The organism is Microbacterium thalassium, from assembly GCF_014208045.1.
Taxonomy (GTDB): Bacteria; Actinomycetota; Actinomycetes; order Actinomycetales; family Microbacteriaceae; genus Microbacterium; species Microbacterium thalassium.
In genome coordinates this window covers 1,451,070-1,465,437 of the sequence record NZ_JACHML010000001.1, presented here as the reverse complement: position 1 = coordinate 1,465,437, position 14,368 = coordinate 1,451,070, and the positions used below count along the sequence as shown (strand labels likewise).

At 67.7% G+C, this 14,368-nt stretch carries 24 protein-coding genes; 1 reads left to right on the top strand and 23 read right to left on the bottom strand.

Features of this window, described 5'->3' with window-relative positions; translation table 11 throughout:
* Positions 1 to 33: 33 nt before the first annotated feature.
* Positions 34 to 1,533, top strand: a complete 1,500-nt coding sequence (locus tag HD594_RS06755; protein ID WP_184750216.1) for a phospholipid carrier-dependent glycosyltransferase — start codon at positions 34 to 36, stop codon at positions 1,531 to 1,533.
* A gap of 56 nt (positions 1,534 to 1,589) precedes the next feature.
* Here HD594_RS06755 and HD594_RS06750 read toward each other — a convergent pair whose 3' ends face one another.
* The 23 genes from HD594_RS06750 to rplC form a co-directional block, all read right to left on the bottom strand.
* Positions 1,590 to 2,273, bottom strand: coding sequence for a DsbA family protein (locus HD594_RS06750; protein WP_184750215.1), 684 nt, complete (start codon positions 2,271 to 2,273; stop codon positions 1,590 to 1,592).
* Positions 2,274 to 2,328: 55 nt separating this feature from the next.
* Positions 2,329 to 3,168: a type I methionyl aminopeptidase gene (gene map, locus HD594_RS06745; RefSeq protein ID WP_184750214.1), complete on the bottom strand. Its 840-nt coding sequence runs from the start codon at positions 3,166 to 3,168 to the stop codon at positions 2,329 to 2,331.
* A gap of 7 nt (positions 3,169 to 3,175) precedes the next feature.
* A complete protein-coding gene (locus HD594_RS06740) occupies positions 3,176 to 3,784 on the bottom strand; it encodes an adenylate kinase (protein WP_184750213.1) in 609 nt (202 codons plus the stop codon).
* Positions 3,781 to 5,103, bottom strand: a complete 1,323-nt coding sequence (gene secY, locus HD594_RS06735; protein WP_184750212.1) for a preprotein translocase subunit SecY — start codon at positions 5,101 to 5,103, stop codon at positions 3,781 to 3,783. Before secY ends, HD594_RS06740 begins: the two co-directional genes overlap by 4 nt.
* Before the next feature lie 103 nt (positions 5,104 to 5,206).
* Positions 5,207 to 5,725: a 50S ribosomal protein L15 gene (gene rplO, locus HD594_RS06730; protein ID WP_184750211.1), complete on the bottom strand. Its 519-nt coding sequence runs from the start codon at positions 5,723 to 5,725 to the stop codon at positions 5,207 to 5,209.
* Positions 5,725 to 5,910, bottom strand: a complete 186-nt coding sequence (gene rpmD / locus HD594_RS06725; RefSeq protein WP_023954062.1) for a 50S ribosomal protein L30 — start codon at positions 5,908 to 5,910, stop codon at positions 5,725 to 5,727. Before rpmD ends, rplO begins: the two co-directional genes overlap by 1 nt.
* Positions 5,910 to 6,593, bottom strand: coding sequence for a 30S ribosomal protein S5 (gene rpsE, locus HD594_RS06720; RefSeq protein WP_184750210.1), 684 nt, complete (start codon positions 6,591 to 6,593; stop codon positions 5,910 to 5,912). Before rpsE ends, rpmD begins: the two co-directional genes overlap by 1 nt.
* On the bottom strand, positions 6,590 to 6,949 hold the full coding sequence (rplR, locus tag HD594_RS06715) for a 50S ribosomal protein L18 (RefSeq protein WP_184750209.1): 360 nt from the start codon (positions 6,947 to 6,949) through the stop codon (positions 6,590 to 6,592). Before rplR ends, rpsE begins: the two co-directional genes overlap by 4 nt.
* Positions 6,950 to 6,951: 2 nt before the next feature.
* Positions 6,952 to 7,488 carry a 50S ribosomal protein L6 gene (gene rplF / locus HD594_RS06710; RefSeq protein ID WP_184750208.1) on the bottom strand — a complete coding sequence of 179 codons (537 nt, stop codon included), beginning with the start codon at positions 7,486 to 7,488 and terminating at the stop codon, positions 6,952 to 6,954.
* 7 nt (positions 7,489 to 7,495) lie between these two features.
* Positions 7,496 to 7,894, bottom strand: a complete 399-nt coding sequence (rpsH, locus tag HD594_RS06705; RefSeq protein WP_184750207.1) for a 30S ribosomal protein S8 — start codon at positions 7,892 to 7,894, stop codon at positions 7,496 to 7,498.
* A 94-nt stretch (positions 7,895 to 7,988) separates the two neighbouring features.
* Entirely contained in the window at positions 7,989 to 8,579 is a 591-nt protein-coding gene (gene rplE / locus HD594_RS06700) for a 50S ribosomal protein L5 (RefSeq protein WP_184750206.1), read from the bottom strand.
* A 2-nt stretch (positions 8,580 to 8,581) separates the two neighbouring features.
* Positions 8,582 to 8,941 carry a 50S ribosomal protein L24 gene (gene rplX / locus HD594_RS06695; RefSeq protein ID WP_184750205.1) on the bottom strand — a complete coding sequence of 120 codons (360 nt, stop codon included), beginning with the start codon at positions 8,939 to 8,941 and terminating at the stop codon, positions 8,582 to 8,584.
* A 3-nt stretch (positions 8,942 to 8,944) separates the two neighbouring features.
* Complete coding sequence (gene rplN / locus HD594_RS06690) at positions 8,945 to 9,313, bottom strand: 50S ribosomal protein L14 (RefSeq protein ID WP_184750204.1); 369 nt, start codon at positions 9,311 to 9,313, stop codon at positions 8,945 to 8,947.
* Between the two features lie 32 nt (positions 9,314 to 9,345).
* The gene (gene rpsQ, locus HD594_RS17670) at positions 9,346 to 9,681 is read right to left on the bottom strand and encodes a 30S ribosomal protein S17 (RefSeq protein WP_221446571.1); all 336 of its coding nucleotides are present in this window, start codon (positions 9,679 to 9,681) and stop codon (positions 9,346 to 9,348) included.
* Positions 9,681 to 9,989 carry a 50S ribosomal protein L29 gene (gene rpmC / locus HD594_RS06680; protein ID WP_184750203.1) on the bottom strand — a complete coding sequence of 103 codons (309 nt, stop codon included), beginning with the start codon at positions 9,987 to 9,989 and terminating at the stop codon, positions 9,681 to 9,683. Before rpmC ends, rpsQ begins: the two co-directional genes overlap by 1 nt.
* A complete protein-coding gene (gene rplP, locus HD594_RS06675; protein ID WP_144874267.1) occupies positions 9,989 to 10,408 on the bottom strand; it encodes a 50S ribosomal protein L16 in 420 nt (139 codons plus the stop codon). Before rplP ends, rpmC begins: the two co-directional genes overlap by 1 nt.
* Positions 10,408 to 11,163: a 30S ribosomal protein S3 gene (gene rpsC / locus HD594_RS06670; RefSeq protein ID WP_184750202.1), complete on the bottom strand. Its 756-nt coding sequence runs from the start codon at positions 11,161 to 11,163 to the stop codon at positions 10,408 to 10,410. Before rpsC ends, rplP begins: the two co-directional genes overlap by 1 nt.
* Entirely contained in the window at positions 11,163 to 11,558 is a 396-nt protein-coding gene (rplV, locus tag HD594_RS06665; RefSeq protein WP_184750201.1) for a 50S ribosomal protein L22, read from the bottom strand. Before rplV ends, rpsC begins: the two co-directional genes overlap by 1 nt.
* A gap of 25 nt (positions 11,559 to 11,583) precedes the next feature.
* Positions 11,584 to 11,865, bottom strand: a complete 282-nt coding sequence (gene rpsS / locus HD594_RS06660; RefSeq protein ID WP_184750200.1) for a 30S ribosomal protein S19 — start codon at positions 11,863 to 11,865, stop codon at positions 11,584 to 11,586.
* Positions 11,866 to 11,877: 12 nt separating this feature from the next.
* The gene (gene rplB, locus HD594_RS06655) at positions 11,878 to 12,717 is read right to left on the bottom strand and encodes a 50S ribosomal protein L2 (RefSeq protein ID WP_184750199.1); all 840 of its coding nucleotides are present in this window, start codon (positions 12,715 to 12,717) and stop codon (positions 11,878 to 11,880) included.
* A 24-nt stretch (positions 12,718 to 12,741) separates the two neighbouring features.
* Positions 12,742 to 13,041, bottom strand: coding sequence for a 50S ribosomal protein L23 (gene rplW, locus HD594_RS06650; RefSeq protein ID WP_184750198.1), 300 nt, complete (start codon positions 13,039 to 13,041; stop codon positions 12,742 to 12,744).
* Complete coding sequence (rplD, locus tag HD594_RS06645; RefSeq protein WP_184750197.1) at positions 13,038 to 13,697, bottom strand: 50S ribosomal protein L4; 660 nt, start codon at positions 13,695 to 13,697, stop codon at positions 13,038 to 13,040. Before rplD ends, rplW begins: the two co-directional genes overlap by 4 nt.
* Before the next feature lie 4 nt (positions 13,698 to 13,701).
* A complete protein-coding gene (gene rplC, locus HD594_RS06640; RefSeq protein WP_184750196.1) occupies positions 13,702 to 14,361 on the bottom strand; it encodes a 50S ribosomal protein L3 in 660 nt (219 codons plus the stop codon).
* Positions 14,362 to 14,368: the final 7 nt, after the last annotated feature.

Below are 14,368 nucleotides of genomic sequence, written 5' to 3'. Positions count from 1 at the left end.
GCAGACGCGAAAGAGATCGGCCAGGCCCGCCTGATGCAGTGGGCGGCACGTGCGGGGACACTGGCGGCGACGGCGCTCTTGGCCGGGGCGCTCGTCGCGTGGGCTGTCGTCGCTCCCGGATACCGCGGCCCGGATGAGCCGCAGCACGTATCTGCGGTCATCGACCTCGCACTGGAGTCCGCATATCCGCCGCCCGGCACCGCACCGTTGGATCCGGGCGTTCGCGGATCTTACCCCTGGTTCGGCTTCGCCGGCGCGACCGACTACAGCGGGATCGATGTCACCGTCGGAGCCCTCCCGAACGACGCGCCTTCCCTCAATGAACTGCGTGAGCTGTCGCCGGAAGCGGACGCCGGTCTGCGCAACCAGATCACCCAGCATCCCCCTCTGTATTACCTCTACCTCGCCGGCGTCGTGCACCTGCTCTCCCTCGCCGATGCGCCGATCACGACCGCGGTCCTCGTACTCCGACTCGCGTCCGCTCTGCTCTTGCTCCCAATCCCCTGGCTCATCGTTGTGACCGCCTATCGCCTGCGGCTCTCGCCGAGCGCCGCGTTCATCGCGGCGATGATCCCCGCCGCGTGGGTGCAGTTCGTTCATATCGGGGCTGTCGTCGGCAACGGCACGATGCTCGCACTCACGACCTCGGCCGCGGTCGCGCTGCTGATCCGAGTCGTGACGGGCGACCTCACGGTACGCACGTCTGTGGGTCTGGGGTTCGCGCTATCAGCAGCTCTCCTCTCCAAAGGGTTCGCGCTCCCGTTACTCCCCCTCGCCGTCTTCGCGTACCTATGGCGTTGGCGCACAGACCGCGCACGGATCTGGAAGCCTATGCTGATCGGCGCAGCCGTGTCGCTGATCGGATGCTCGTGGTACGTCGCGAGCTTCCTACGTTTCGGCACGCTCCAGCCCATGTCCAGGTCAGTGGAGTTCGAGTTCTCGGCGTCAGCCCTTCTCGAATGGATCCCGCGCTTCCTGACCGCATTGTCCAGTTCGATGTGGATGAATCTCGGCTGGCTTGAGACACCGCCGCAGCCCCCGATCCTCCACCTCGCCGTAAGCGCTACCGTCGGCGTGCTGGTCATTCTCGGCACCTGGGCTATGCGACGTCTGCCAGGGGCGCTCGTGGTGCTGCACGGCTCATGGGCTCTCCCACTGCTGATCTTCGGATACGGCAGTGCGCGCTCGTGGCTGTACGCAGGCACCATCCGAGCCGCTCAGGGACGCTATCTGCAACTCGCCGTCATCGCCGTGGCCGTACTCATCGTCGCGTCCATTCAATGGTCGCGATGGATGGTCTCCGCGGCTCCCGCACTGTGCACCGTGGCGATCGTCTTCGGTGTGATATTCGGGATCCGCCACTTCTGGGCCACCCCCACGCTCGCCAGCGTTGCCGGCGCCTGGCCAGGTGGAACGGCAGCATTCGTCACCGCGGGGGCGCTACTCGTAGCCGGAAGCGCCGTCGGCACCTTCGTCGCACTGCGCATACCCACCCGCGCCCAAGAAGACGCCGCAGAGCCGGCGTCGATCTGACGCCGGCTCTGGTTCCGGGATGCCTGCGTCAGGCGCGGCCCGGACCGCGAGGTCTCCTATTGGAACAGCGAGGCGAGGTCAGCCGGGTCGGGGATGTCGGCGTTGGCGATCGCCTCGCCGTTGACCGCGACGGTCGGGGTCGCGATCCCGTCGAGCCCGGGCTGCACCGGGGTGTCCTCGGTGAGCTGCGCGACGTAGTCGCCGTACTCGCGATCGGTGACGCACGCGTCGATGCCCGTCACGCCGACGCTCGCCGCGATCTCGAGGATCTGGTCGTCGGTGAGGCCCGTGGTGTTCTCGTCGGGCTGGTTGGCGAACATCGCCTGCATGAACGGCACGGCGGCCTCGCCGTCGGCGACCGCGACGCAGTACATCGCGTTGGCGGCGCGCGTGGAGTACTCGGTGCCCTGCGAGTAGCGGTCGAGGATCGAGATCGGGTGGATGCCGACCGTCGCGGTGCCGTCCTCGGCCAGCGCCAGGATCGATTCGCCGTAGAGCTGCTCGAACTGGTTGCAGATCGGGCACATGAAGTCGATGTAGGTGTCGAGGCGGTTCTCGCCGTCGCCGATGACGATGGCACCGGTCTCCTCCTCGACGACCGCCGCCTGCGGAGCCGTCGCGGGGCCCTGCTCGGCGTTGTTGAGGGTGATCACGAGAACCGCGACGAGCGCGAGCGCGACGACCACGCCGACGCTCACCCAGACCGCGAACCAGTTCGTGCTCCGTGACTGTGCTGCCATCACTCTTTCCTTGCTGTGGGGGGCGGGCGCGGGGCGCCCGGTGATCTCGGGAGGCTCAGGCGATCGGCTGGGGCGTCACACCGAAGGGTGCGAGGCCGGCCGCTCCGCCGTCGGGTGCGGTCAGCACCCAGATTCCGCCATCGTGCACGGCCACGCTGTGCTCCCAGTGGGAGCCTGCTGTGCCGTCGACGGTGGAAACGGTCCAGTCGTCGTCCTCGACGAGGGTCGCCTGATCGCCGATGACGACCATCGGCTCGATCGCGACCGCGAGCCCGGGGCGCACGTCGGCGCCTCGATCGGGCGTGCGGTAGTTGAAGATCGGCGGCGACTCGTGCATCTTGCGGCCGATGCCGTGACCGACGTAGTCGCGCAGGATGCCGTAGCCGTCGCCCGGGGCGTTGGCCTCGATGTAGTCCTCGATGGCGGCGCCGACCTCGCCCAGGTGCGATGCGGTGGCGAGGGCCGCGATGCCGGCCCACAGCGAGCCGCGGGTCACGTCGCTCAGCCGCTCGCGTTCTGCGACGAGCTCGGGGCGCTGCGGATCGGGGATCACGACGGTGAACGCCGAGTCGCCGTTCCAGCCCTTGTACTCCGCACCGGCGTCCACCGACACGATGTCTCCGGCCTCGAGGATGCGCTCCCCGGGGATGCCGTGGACGACCTGCTCGTTGACCGAGGCGCAGATCGTGTGCCGGTATCCGCGAACCATCTGGAAGTTCGACCGCGCCCCGCGCCCGGTGATGGCACGGTGCGCCACGGCGTCGAGCTCCGCCGTCGTGACGCCGGGCGCGATGCGGTCGCGCACCGCCTCGAGCGCGGCGGCCGTGATCATCCCCGGCTCGACCATCGCCCGCAGCTGCGCTGGGGTCTTGTAGAGGGAGCGGCGCAGCGCCACGGCGACGTCAGGCCGCCGCCGAGCGCTCGAGGCCGCGGGCCCGGAGCGCCTCGACGATGCGGGCGGTGATCTCGTCGAGCGATCCGACGCCGTCGATCTCGTCGACGATGCCGCGCTCGCGGTACACGTCGAGGATCGGCGCCGTCTCGCGCTCGTAGATGGCCAGGCGGTTGGCGATGACCTCTTCGGTGTCGTCGGTGCGGCCCTGCTCCTTCGCGCGCAGCGCGAGGCGCGAGATGCTCTCGTCGCGCGGGACCGTCAGCTCGATGACCGCGTCGAGGGACTCGCCGCGGCCCCCGAGGAAGGCGTCGAGGTCGCCGACCTGCCCGAGGTTGCGGGGGTAGCCGTCCAGGAGGAACCCGCCTGCGGCGTCCTCCTGCGACAGGCGCTCCCGCACCACCGCGCTGGTCAGCTCGTCGGGCACCAGGTCGCCGGCCTCGATGATGGTCTTGACCTTCACGCCGAGCTCCGTGCCGGCGGCGACCGCACCGCGGAACACATCCCCTGTCGAGATGGCCGGGATCCCCAGCGCTTCGGCGATCCGCACGCCCTGCGTGCCCTTGCCGGAGCCCTGCGGCCCCACGATCAGAAGACGTGCCTGCGGTGCGTTGGTCATCGGAGAAGCCCCTCGTAGTGTCGCTGCTGAAGCTGTGCGTCGATCTGCTTGACGGTCTCGAGCCCGACACCGACCATGATGAGGATCGATGCGCCGCCGAACGGGAAGTTCTGGTTCGCGCCGACCGTGGCCAGGGCGAACAGCGGCAGCAGGGCGACCAGACCCAGGTAGATGGAGCCCGGCGCGGTGATGCGCGTCAGGACGTAGTCCAGGTACTCGGCCGTCGGGCGTCCCGCGCGGATGCCCGGGATGAAGCCGCCGTACTTCTTCATGTTGTCGGCGACCTCGACCGGGTTGAACGTGATCGCGACGTAGAAGTACGTGAAGCCCACGATCAGCAGGAAGTACAGCGCCATGTACAGCGGGTGGTCTCCGCTGACGAGGTACTGCTGGATCCATGCGACCCACGCCGGGATCTCTTCGCCCGCCTGCGGCTGGTTGAACTGCGCGATGAGCGCCGGGATGTACAGCAGCGACGATGCGAAGATGACGGGCACGACGCCGGCCATGTTCACCTTGATCGGGATGTACGTGTTCGTGCCGCCGTAGGTGCGGCGGCCGACCATGCGCTTGGCGTACTGCACCGGGATGCGGCGCTGCGACTGCTCGACGAAGACGACGAGCGCGATGATGACGATGCCGACGGCCAGCACGAGGAGGAACACCTCGAAGCCGCGGGACTGCCAGATCGCCCACAGCGACGCGGGGAAGGCCGCGGCGATCGAGACGAAGATCAGCAGCGACATGCCGTTGCCGACGCCGCGCTCGGTGACGAGCTCGGCGAACCACATGATGAGGCCCGTGCCGGCGGTGAGCGTGATGATCATCAGCAGCTGCGCCCACCACACATCGTTGGTGAGGAGCTGCTCGCACTCGGGGATGCCGGTGACGCCGAACAGCTGCCCGCTGCGGGCCACAGTGACAAGCGTCGTCGACTGCAGCAGAGCGAGGGCGATGGTCAGGTAGCGGGTGTACTGCGTGAGCTTGGCCTGGCCCGCCTGACCCTCCTTGTAGAGGGTCTCGAAGTGCGGGATCACGACGCGCAGCAGCTGGGTGATGATCGTCGCGGTGATGTACGGCATGACGCCGAGGGCGAAGATCGACAGCTGCAGCAGTGCGCCGCCCGAGAACAGGTTGACCAGCGACAGCAGTCCGTCGGTGCTGGCCGACTGCGCGAGGCAGGCCTGCACGTTGGGGAAGTCGACGAACGGCGCGGGCACGTGGGCGCCGAGCCGGTAGATCGTGATGATGGCCAGGGTGAATGCGATCTTCCGACGGAGGTCGGGTGTACGGAAGACCCGCGCGAGGGCGCTGAACAAGAGGATGCCTCCAGGAGAGGGGGAAAGCCGGCGCGCACAGGCGCACCGTTCCCAGGGTAACGCAAGGGGGCCGGAGCGAAATTCTCCGGCCCCCTGGCGTGGACTACTTGACGGTGCCGCCTGCCGCGACGATCTTCTGCTCGGCGGAACCCGAGACCTTGTCGACCGACACGGTGAGCTTCACCGAGATGTCGCCGGTGCCGAGCACCTTGACCTTCTCGTTCTTGCGGACCGCACCCTTGGCGACGAGGTCGCTCACGGTGACGTCTCCGCCGTTCGGGTACAGCTCGGCGAGCTTGTCCAGGTTCACGACCTGGTACTCGACCCGGAACGGGTTCTTGAAGCCGCGCAGCTTCGGGGTGCGCATGTGCAGCGGCATCTGGCCGCCCTCGAAGCCGACCTTGACCTGGTAGCGGGCCTTGGTGCCCTTGGTGCCACGGCCGGCGGTCTTGCCCTTCGAGGCCTCACCGCGACCCACGCGGGTCTTGGCGGTGTGGGCGCCGGGGACCGGACGCAGGTGGTGCACCTTCAGCACGCCGGGGCGGGCCGCGGCGTCCTTCTTCTCGTCGGCCTTGGCGGCCGCGGGCTTCTTCGAAGAAGCCTTCTTGGCGTTCTCAGCCATCAGTCGATCTCCTCAACCTTCACGAGGTGAGCGACGGTCTTGACGTAGCCGCGCGTCTGCGCGTCGTCGGGACGGACGACCGAGTCGCCGATCCGCTTGAGACCGAGCGAGCGCAGCGTGTCGCGCTGGTTCTGCTTCTCGCTCACCTTGGACTTGACCTGGGTAACCTTCAGGCGCGCGGCCATCATGCACCAACCTTCGGGGCAGCGGCAGCCTCGGCCTCTGCGCGCACGAGGCGCGCCGGGGCCACCTGGTCGAACTCGAGGCCACGGCGAGCTGCGACCGCACGGGGCTCCTCGAGCTGCTTGAGCGCATCGACGGTCGCGTGCACGATGTTGATCGTGTTCGACGAGCCGAGCGACTTCGACAGCACATCGTGGATGCCCGCGCACTCGAGGACGGCGCGAACCGGACCACCGGCGATGACACCGGTACCGGCGGCGGCGGGGCGCAGGAGCACCACACCGGCGGCGGCCTCACCCTGGACGGGGTGCGGGATGGTCGAGGCGACGCGGGGCACGCGGAAGAAGTTGCGCTTGGCCTCCTCGACGCCCTTCGAGATCGCCAGCGGCACCTCGCGGGCCTTGCCGTAGCCGACGCCCACGACGCCGTTGCCGTCGCCCACGACGACGAGCGCCGTGAAGCTGAAGCGGCGGCCGCCCTTGACGACCTTCGACACGCGGTTGATCGTGACGACCTTCTCGAGGAACTGGCTGTCGCTGCGGTCGCGACCGCCGCGGTCGTTGCGCTGGTTGCGCTCACGACCGCCGCGGCGGGCCTCGCGGGGCTCGCGCTCGGTGGCGGGCGCCTCGGCCGGAGCCTCGGCAGCTGCCTGCTCGGTCACGTTGTTCTCCTTGTTCTCGCTCACAGGTTCAGACCTCCCTCGCGGGCGCCGTCCGCGATCGCGGCGACGCGGCCGGCGTAGCGGTTGCCACCGCGGTCGAACACGACGTCGGCGACGCCGGCGGCCTTGGCGCGCTCGGCGAGCAGCTCGCCGACCTTGTGCGCCTTGGCGGTCTTGTCACCGTCGAAGGCGCGCAGGTCGGTCTCGAGCGTCGAGGCCGAAGCGACCGTGTGGCCCTTCGAGTCGTCGACGATCTGCACGAACACGTGGCGCGACGAGCGGGAGACGACCAGGCGGGGACGCTCGGTGGTGCCGACGACCTTCTTGCGAAGGCGGGCGTGACGACGCGCGCGCGCGTCGGACTTCGACTTCACAGCCATGGTTACTTACCAGCCTTTCCGGCCTTGCGACGGACGACCTCGCCCGCGTAGCGCACACCCTTGCCCTTGTACGGCTCGGGCTTGCGGATCTTGCGGATGTTGGCAGCGGTCTCGCCGACGGCCTGCTTGTCGATGCCGCTCACGGTGATCTTGTTGTTGCCCTCGACCGTGAACGTGATGCCGGCGGGCGGCTCGACCAGGACGGGGTGCGAGAAGCCGAGCGCGAACTCGATGTTCGAGCCCTTCTGCTGCACGCGGTAGCCGGTGCCGACGACCTCGAGGCCCTTGGTGTAGCCCTGGGTGACACCGATGATGTTGTTGTTGATGAGCGTGCGGGTCAGGCCGTGGAGCGACCGCGACTCGCGCTCGTCGTCGGGACGGGAGACCAGGACCTGGCCCTCCTCGACCTTGACCTCGAGGGGCTTCGCGACGGTGAGCTTCAGCTCGCCCTTCGGGCCCTTGACCTGGACATCCTGGCCGTCGACCGAAACGGTCACGCCGGCGGGGATGTCGATGGGAAGACGTCCAATACGCGACATTGTCAGATCACCACACGTAGGCGAGGACTTCCCCACCCACGCCCTTCTGCTCGGCCTGGCGGTCGGTGAGAAGACCGGAGGAGGTGGACAGGATCGCGACGCCGAGGCCGCCGAGGACCTTGGGGATCTCGTTCGACTTCGCGTACACGCGCAGGCCGGGCTTCGACACGCGCTTGATGCCGGCGATCGACCGCTCGCGGTTCGGGCCGTACTTGAGGGTCATCGTGAGGGTCTGGCCGACGCGGGCGTCCGCGACGTCCCAGCCCGAGATGTAGCCCTCCTGCTTGAGGATCTCGGCGATGTGCGACTTGAGCTTCGAGCTCGGCAGCGACACGGAGTCATGGTGAGCCGAGTTCGCGTTGCGCAGACGGGTCAGCATGTCTGCGACCGGGTCTGTCATTGTCATTTCGTGTTTCCTTTGTTCACCAGGTTTCGTACGCCGTTACACGACGGCCGACCTGTGGTGGTGTGGGCCCGGATGACCCGGGCCCACAGGGTTCTCAGGCCTGAGCGCCCTCGGCGCGGAACGGGAAGCCGAGGTGGCGCAGGAGCGCGCGGCCCTCGTCGTCCGTGTCGGCCGACGTCACGATGGTGATGTCGAAGCCGCGCACGCGGTCGATCTTGTCCTGGTCGATCTCGTGGAACACCGACTGCTCCTGGAGACCGAAGGTGTAGTTGCCGTGGCCGTCGAACTGCTTCGGCGACAGACCGCGGAAGTCGCGGATGCGGGGCAGCGAGAGGTTGACCAGGCGGTCGACGAACTCCCACGCGCGGTCGCCGCGGAGCGTGACGTGCGCGCCGATGGCCTGGCCCTCACGCAGCTTGAACTGCGCGATGGACTTGCGGGCCTTGGTGACGACGGGCTTCTGGCCGGTGATCTTGGTGAGGTCGGCGACCGCACCCTCGATGACCTTGGAGTCGCGAGCGGCCTCGCCGACACCGGTGTTCACCACGACCTTGACCAGACCGGGGATCTGCATGACGTTCGCGTAGCCGAACTCGTCCTGCATCGCCTTCTTGATCTCGGTGTTGTACTTCTGCTTCAGGCGGGGCTGGATCTTGCCAGCCTCCACGGCAGCGGAGGTGCTCATATTCAGAGGTCCTTGCCTGACTTCTTCGCGTAGCGCACGCGGACCGTGCGCTTCACGCCGTCCTTGACCTGCTCCTCGACGCGGTGGCCGACGCGGGTCGGCTTCTTCGTCTCGGGGTCGACCAGGGCGACGTTGGAGATGTGGATCGGCGCCTCGAAGGTCTCGATGCCGCCGGTCTTGGTGCCGCGCTGGGTCTGACCCACGCGGTTGTGACGGGTGACGTAGTTCACGCCCTCGACGATGACGCGGTCCTGGTCGGTGAGGACCTCGAGGACCTTGCCCTGCTTGCCGCGGTCGCCGCCGTTGTCCTGCTTCTTGCCGGTGATGACCTCGACCAGGTCACCCTTCTTGATGTTGGCCATGGGTCAGATCACCTCCGGTGCGAGCGAGACGATCTTCATGAACTTCTTGTCACGAAGCTCGCGGCCGACCGGGCCGAAGATGCGGGTGCCGCGGGGCTCCCCGTCGCTCTTCAGGATGACGGCGGCGTTCTCGTCGAACTTGATGTACGAGCCGTCGGGACGACGGGTCTGCTTGACGGTGCGGACGACGACGGCCTTGACCACATCGCCCTTCTTTACGTTGCCGCCCGGGATCGCGTCCTTGACCGTGGCGACGATGACGTCGCCCAGGCCTGCGTAACGCCGGTTGGAGCCGCCGAGCACACGGATCGTGAGCAGCTCCTTGGCGCCGGTGTTGTCGGCGACCTTGAGGCGGGATTCGTTCTGAATCACTTCTTACTCCTTGGGTTCCAAGCAGCCGAGGCTTACTTGGCCTTCTCGAGGATCTCGACCAGGCGCCAGCGCTTGGTGGCGCTGAGCGGGCGGGTCTCGTTGATGAGGACGAGGTCGCCGATGCCGGCGGTGTTGTTCTCGTCGTGCGCCTTGACCTTGGAGGTGCGGCGGATGACCTTGCCGTAGAGGGGGTGCTTCACGCGGTCCTCGACCTCGACGACGATGGTCTTGTCCATCTTGTCGCTGACGACGTAGCCGCGGCGGGCCTTGCGGTACCCACGGGCGTCGGCGTCGCGCACGTCGTGCTCGGCGCTCTCGTGGCCCGGAACGACCTCGGTCGCCGAGGCTTCCTTCTTCGTGGTGGCCATCACTCAGCCTCTTCCTTCACGGCCTCGGCGGCATCCGCCTTCTTGGCCTTCGTCTTCTTCGCCTTCGTCACCTCGACCGGAGCGGGCGTGGCACGGATGCCGAGCTCGCGCTCACGGATGACGGTGTAGAGCCGCGCGATGTCGCGCTTGACCGCACGGATGCGGCCGTGGCTCTCGAGCTGGCCGGTGGCCGACTGGAAGCGCAGGTTGAACAGCTCTTCCTTGGCCTTGCGCAGCTCCTCGACGAGGCGCTGGTCTTCGAACGTGTCGAGCTCGCTCGGGGCGAGCGTCTTGGTGCCGATCGCCATTATGCGTCGCCTTCCTCGCGCTTGATGATGCGTGCCTTCAGGGGCAGCTTGTGGATGGCACGGGTCAGGGCCTCACGAGCGAGTTCCTCGTTGACGCCGGCGACCTCGAAGAGGACGCGACCCGGCTTGACGTTTGCGACCCACCACTCCGGCGAACCCTTACCGGAACCCATGCGGGTCTCGGCAGGCTTCTTGGTGAGCGGACGGTCGGGGTAGATGTTGATCCACACCTTGCCGCCGCGCTTGATGTGACGGGTCATCGCGATACGAGCGGACTCGATCTGACGGTTCGTCACGTAGGCGGGGGTGAGGGCCTGGATGCCGTACTCGCCGAAGGAGACCTTCGTGCCGCCGGTGGCCTGGCCGTCGCGCTTGGGGTGGTGCTGCTTGCGGTACTTGACCTTGCGGGGGATAAGCATCAGGCAGACGCTCCTTCTGCGACGGGGGCCTCCGCGTTGCTGTTGCGGGGGCCGCGACGGCGGTCGCCGCGCTCACGGGCAGGCTTCTGGTTGGCCTGCTCGCGTGCGAGCTCCTTGTTGGTCAGGTCGCCCTTGTAGATCCAGACCTTCACGCCGATGCGGCCGAAGGTGGTCTTGGCCTCGTAGAAGCCGTAGTCGATGTTCGCGCGCAGCGTGTGCAGCGGCACACGACCCTCGCGGTAGAACTCCGAGCGGCTCATCTCGGCGCCGCCGAGGCGGCCGGAGACCTGGATGCGGACGCCCTTGGCGCCGGCGCGCTGCGCGCCCTGCAGGCCCTTGCGCATCGCGCGGCGGAACGCCACGCGAGCCGAGAGCTGCTCGGCGATGCCCTGGGCGACCAGCTGAGCGTCGGCCTCGGGGTTCTTGACCTCGAGGATGTTCAGCTGGATCTGCTTGCCGGTGAGCTTCTCGAGGTCGGCGCGGATGCGCTCGGCCTCGGCGCCGCGGCGGCCGATCACGATGCCCGGGCGGGCGGTGTGGATGTCGACGCGGACGCGGTCACGCGTGCGCTCGATCTCGATGTTGCTCACACCGGCGCGGTCGAGCTGCGTGGTGAGGAGCTTGCGGATCTTGATGTCCTCGGCCACGTAGTCCGCGTAGCGCTGGCCCGGCTTCGTCGAGTCGGAGAACCACCGCGACACGTGGTCGGTGGTGATGCCGAGGCGGAAGCCGTACGGGTTGACCTTCTGTCCCATTACTTGCTCGCCTTCTTCGTTGCTGCCGGGGCGGTCTCGGCGACCTCGGGGGTCGCGAGCACCACGGTGATGTGGCTGGTGCGCTTCTTGATCTGGAAGGCACGACCCTGCGCACGGGGCTGGAAGCGCTTGAGCGTCGTGCCCTCGTCGACGTACGCGTTCTTCACGTACAGGTCCTGCTCGTCCAGGTACTCGCCGTCCTTGTCGGCCTTCACGCGAGCGTTCGCGATCGCCGAGGCGACGAGCTTGTAGATCGGCTCGCTCGCGCCCTGCTGCGCGAACTTGAGGATGGCCAGGGCCTCCTCAGCCTGCTTGCCCTTGATGAGCGCGACGACACGACGAGCCTTCTGAGGGGTCACGCGGATGTGTCGCACGCGTGCGATGGACTCCACCATTTCTCTCTCCTCTATCGCCCCCGCGTCAGCGGCGGCGGCCCTTCTTGTCGTCCTTCACGTGGCCGCGGAAGGTGCGGGTGGGCGCGAACTCGCCCAGCTTGTGGCCGACCATGGTCTCGGACACGAACACGGGGATGTGCTTGCGTCCGTCGTGCACGGCGATGGTGTGACCCAGCATGGCCGGGACGATCATCGAGCGGCGCGACCAGGTCTTGATGACGTTCTTGGTGCCGGCTTCGTTCTGCGAGACGACCTTGCGAAGCAGGTGCTCGTCGACGAAGGGGCCCTTCTTAAGGCTGCGAGGCATCTTCCTCTACTCCTACTTGCGCTTCTTGCCGGCGGTGCGACGACGGACGATGTACTTGTCGCTCTCCTTGTTGGGGTGGCGGGTGCGACCCTCAGCCTGGCCCCAAGGAGTGACGGGGTGACGTCCACCGGACGTCTTGCCCTCACCACCACCGTGCGGGTGGTCGACCGGGTTCATCGCGACACCGCGGACGGTCGGGCGGACGCCCTTCCAGCGGTTGCGACCGGCCTTGCCCCAGTTGATGTTCGACTGCTCGGCGTTGCCGACCTCGCCGATCGTCGCGCGGCAGCGCGCGTCGACGTTGCGGATCTCGCCCGAGGGCAGACGCAGCTGCGCGTACGGGCCGTCCTTCGCCACGAGGCGAACCGACGTTCCGGCCGAGCGGGCCAGCTTCGCGCCGCCGCCGGGGCGGAGCTCGATGGCGTGGATCACGGTACCGGTGGGGATGTTGCGCAGCGGCAGGTTGTTGCCGGGCTTGATGTCGGCGCCGGCACCCGACTCGACGATGTCGCCCTGCTTGAGCTTCTCCGGCGCGAGGATGTAGCGCTTCTCGCCGTCGAAGTAGTGCAGCAGCGCGATGCGCGCGGTGCGGTTGGGGTCGTACTCGATGTGAGCGACCTTGGCGTTCACGCCGTCCTTGTCATTGCGACGGAAGTCGATGACGCGGTACTGGCGCTTGTGGCCGCCACCGATGTGACGCGTGGTGATGCGGCCCTGGTTGTTGCGGCCACCGGTCTTGCTCAGCGGGCGGAGGAGCGACTTCTCAGGCGTCGATCGGGTGATCTCGGCGAAGTCCGCCACCGACGAGCCGCGGCGACCCGGGGTCGTGGGCTTGTACTTGCGAATAGCCATATCTCTAGTCCTCTATTCCGACCGTCAGCCGACTGCCGTGAAGATGTCGATGGTGCCCGACTTCAGGGTCACGATGGCGCGCTTGGTGTCCTTGCGCTTGCCGGTGCCGAAGCGGGTGCGGCGGGCCTTGCCGACGCGGTTGAGGGTGTTGACCGCTGCGACCTTGACGCCGAAGATCTTCTCGATGGCGAGCTTGATCTCGGTCTTCGAGGCGCGGGGGTCCACGAGGAACGTGTACTTGCCCTCGTCGATGAGCCCGTAGCTCTTCTCCGAGACGACCGGCTTCAGGATGATGTCGCGCGGGTCCTTGTTCACGGCGCTCATGCCGAGACCTCCTCGGTGGCCGACTTCGAGGCGACGAAGGCGTCGAAGGCGTCCTTGGTGAAGACGATGTCGTCCGAGACGAGCACGTCGTAGGCGTTCAGCTGGTCGAACGTCAGCAGGTGCGCGAACGCGAGGTTGCGAATGCTCAGGATGCTGAGGTCGTCGTCGCGGTCGATGACGACCAGGACGTTCTTGGTGGCGCCGAGGCCGTTCAGGACCGCCGCGGCGGCCTTGGTCGACGGAGCACCCTCGATGCCGAACGACTCCACGATGTGGAGACGCTCGCCGCGAGCGCGGTCGCTCAGCGCGCCCAGGAGGGCGGCGGCGATCATCTTCTTGGGGGTGCGCTGCGCGTAGCCGCGCGGCTTCGGGCCGTGGACGATTCCACCGCCGGTCATGTGCGGCGCGCGGATCGAGCCCTGGCGGGCGTTACCCGTGCCCTTCTGCTTGAAGGGCTTGCGGCCGGCGCCGGAGACCTCACCGCGACGCTTGGTCGAGTGGGTGCCCTGGCGAGCCGCCGCGCGCTGCGCGACGACGACCTGGTGGATGAGCGGGATGTTCGTCTTGACGTCGAACAGGTCGGCGGGCAGCTCCACGGAGCCGGCCTTCTTGCCGTCTGCGTTCACGACGTCGAGCGCGAGAGTCGAGTCAGCCATGTGATCAGGCACCCTTCACTGCGTTGCGGACGTAGACGGTGCGGCCACGAGCGCCGGGGACGGCGCCCTTGACGAGCAGCAGACCCTTCTCGGCGTCGACGGCGTGCACCGTGAGGTTGAGGACGGTCACGCGCTCGCCGCCCATGCGGCCGGCCATGCGCATGCCCTTGAAGACGCGGCTCGGGGTCGACGAAGCGCCGATCGAACCGGGCTTGCGGTGGTTGCGGTGCGCACCGTGCGAGGCGGAGACGCCCTTGAAGTTGTGGCGCTTCATGACACCCGCGGTGCCCTTGCCCTTGCTGGTGCCGACGACGTCGACCAGCTGGCCGGCCTCGAAGGCGCCGTCCACGGTGAGCTCCTGACCGAGCGAGTAGTCAGCGGCATCGGCCGTGCGGACCTCGACGAGGTGGCGACGGGGGGTGACGCCGGCAGCCTCGAAGTGAGCGGTCTGCGGCTTGTTCACCTTGCGGGGGTCGATCTGACCGGCGGCGATCTGGACGGCGCTGTAGCCGTCCTTCTCGGCGGTGCGGATCTGGGTGACCACGTTCGGAGCGACCTCGATGACGGTGACGGGAACGAGCTTGCCGTTCTCGTCCCAGACCTGGGTCATGCCGAGCTTGGTGCCAAGGAGGGCCTTGGAAATCTTGGAGTTGATGTCAGCCATGTCGAAC

Bases quoted from the DNA above. Each gene is read 5' to 3' on its own strand.
- HD594_RS06740 (WP_184750213.1), bottom strand. From the start codon at position 3,784: ATGACCAACGCACCGCAGGCACGTCTTCTGATCGTGGGGCCGCAGGGC.
- rpsS (WP_184750200.1), bottom strand. From the start codon at position 11,865: ATGCCTCGCAGCCTTAAGAAGGGCCCCTTCGTCGACGAGCACCTGCTT.
- rpsC (WP_184750202.1), bottom strand. From the start codon at position 11,163: ATGGGACAGAAGGTCAACCCGTACGGCTTCCGCCTCGGCATCACCACC.
- rplX (WP_184750205.1), bottom strand. From the start codon at position 8,941: ATGGCCAACATCAAGAAGGGTGACCTGGTCGAGGTCATCACCGGCAAG.
- rplW (WP_184750198.1), bottom strand. From the start codon at position 13,041: ATGAGCGCCGTGAACAAGGACCCGCGCGACATCATCCTGAAGCCGGTC.
- rpmC (WP_184750203.1), bottom strand. From the start codon at position 9,989: ATGGCGATCGGCACCAAGACGCTCGCCCCGAGCGAGCTCGACACGTTC.
- rplE (WP_184750206.1), bottom strand. From the start codon at position 8,579: ATGAGCACCTCCGCTGCCGTGGAGGCTGGCAAGATCCAGCCCCGCCTG.
- rplF (WP_184750208.1), bottom strand. From the start codon at position 7,488: ATGTCGCGTATTGGACGTCTTCCCATCGACATCCCCGCCGGCGTGACC.
- rplD (WP_184750197.1), bottom strand. From the start codon at position 13,697: ATGGCTGACTCGACTCTCGCGCTCGACGTCGTGAACGCAGACGGCAAG.
- HD594_RS06750 (WP_184750215.1), bottom strand. From the start codon at position 2,273: ATGGCAGCACAGTCACGGAGCACGAACTGGTTCGCGGTCTGGGTGAGC.
- rpsQ (WP_221446571.1), bottom strand. From the start codon at position 9,681: ATGGCCACCACGAAGAAGGAAGCCTCGGCGACCGAGGTCGTTCCGGGC.
- rplR (WP_184750209.1), bottom strand. From the start codon at position 6,949: ATGGCTGTGAAGTCGAAGTCCGACGCGCGCGCGCGTCGTCACGCCCGC.
- rpsH (WP_184750207.1), bottom strand. From the start codon at position 7,894: ATGACAATGACAGACCCGGTCGCAGACATGCTGACCCGTCTGCGCAAC.
- rplO (WP_184750211.1), bottom strand. From the start codon at position 5,725: ATGGCTGAGAACGCCAAGAAGGCTTCTTCGAAGAAGCCCGCGGCCGCC.
- rplC (WP_184750196.1), bottom strand. From the start codon at position 14,361: ATGGCTGACATCAACTCCAAGATTTCCAAGGCCCTCCTTGGCACCAAG.
- HD594_RS06755 (WP_184750216.1), top strand. From the start codon at position 34: ATGCAGTGGGCGGCACGTGCGGGGACACTGGCGGCGACGGCGCTCTTG.
- rplV (WP_184750201.1), bottom strand. From the start codon at position 11,558: ATGGTGGAGTCCATCGCACGCGTGCGACACATCCGCGTGACCCCTCAG.
- rplB (WP_184750199.1), bottom strand. From the start codon at position 12,717: ATGGCTATTCGCAAGTACAAGCCCACGACCCCGGGTCGCCGCGGCTCG.
- rplP (WP_144874267.1), bottom strand. From the start codon at position 10,408: ATGCTTATCCCCCGCAAGGTCAAGTACCGCAAGCAGCACCACCCCAAG.
- rpmD (WP_023954062.1), bottom strand. From the start codon at position 5,910: ATGGCCGCGCGCCTGAAGGTTACCCAGGTCAAGTCCAAGGTGAGCGAG.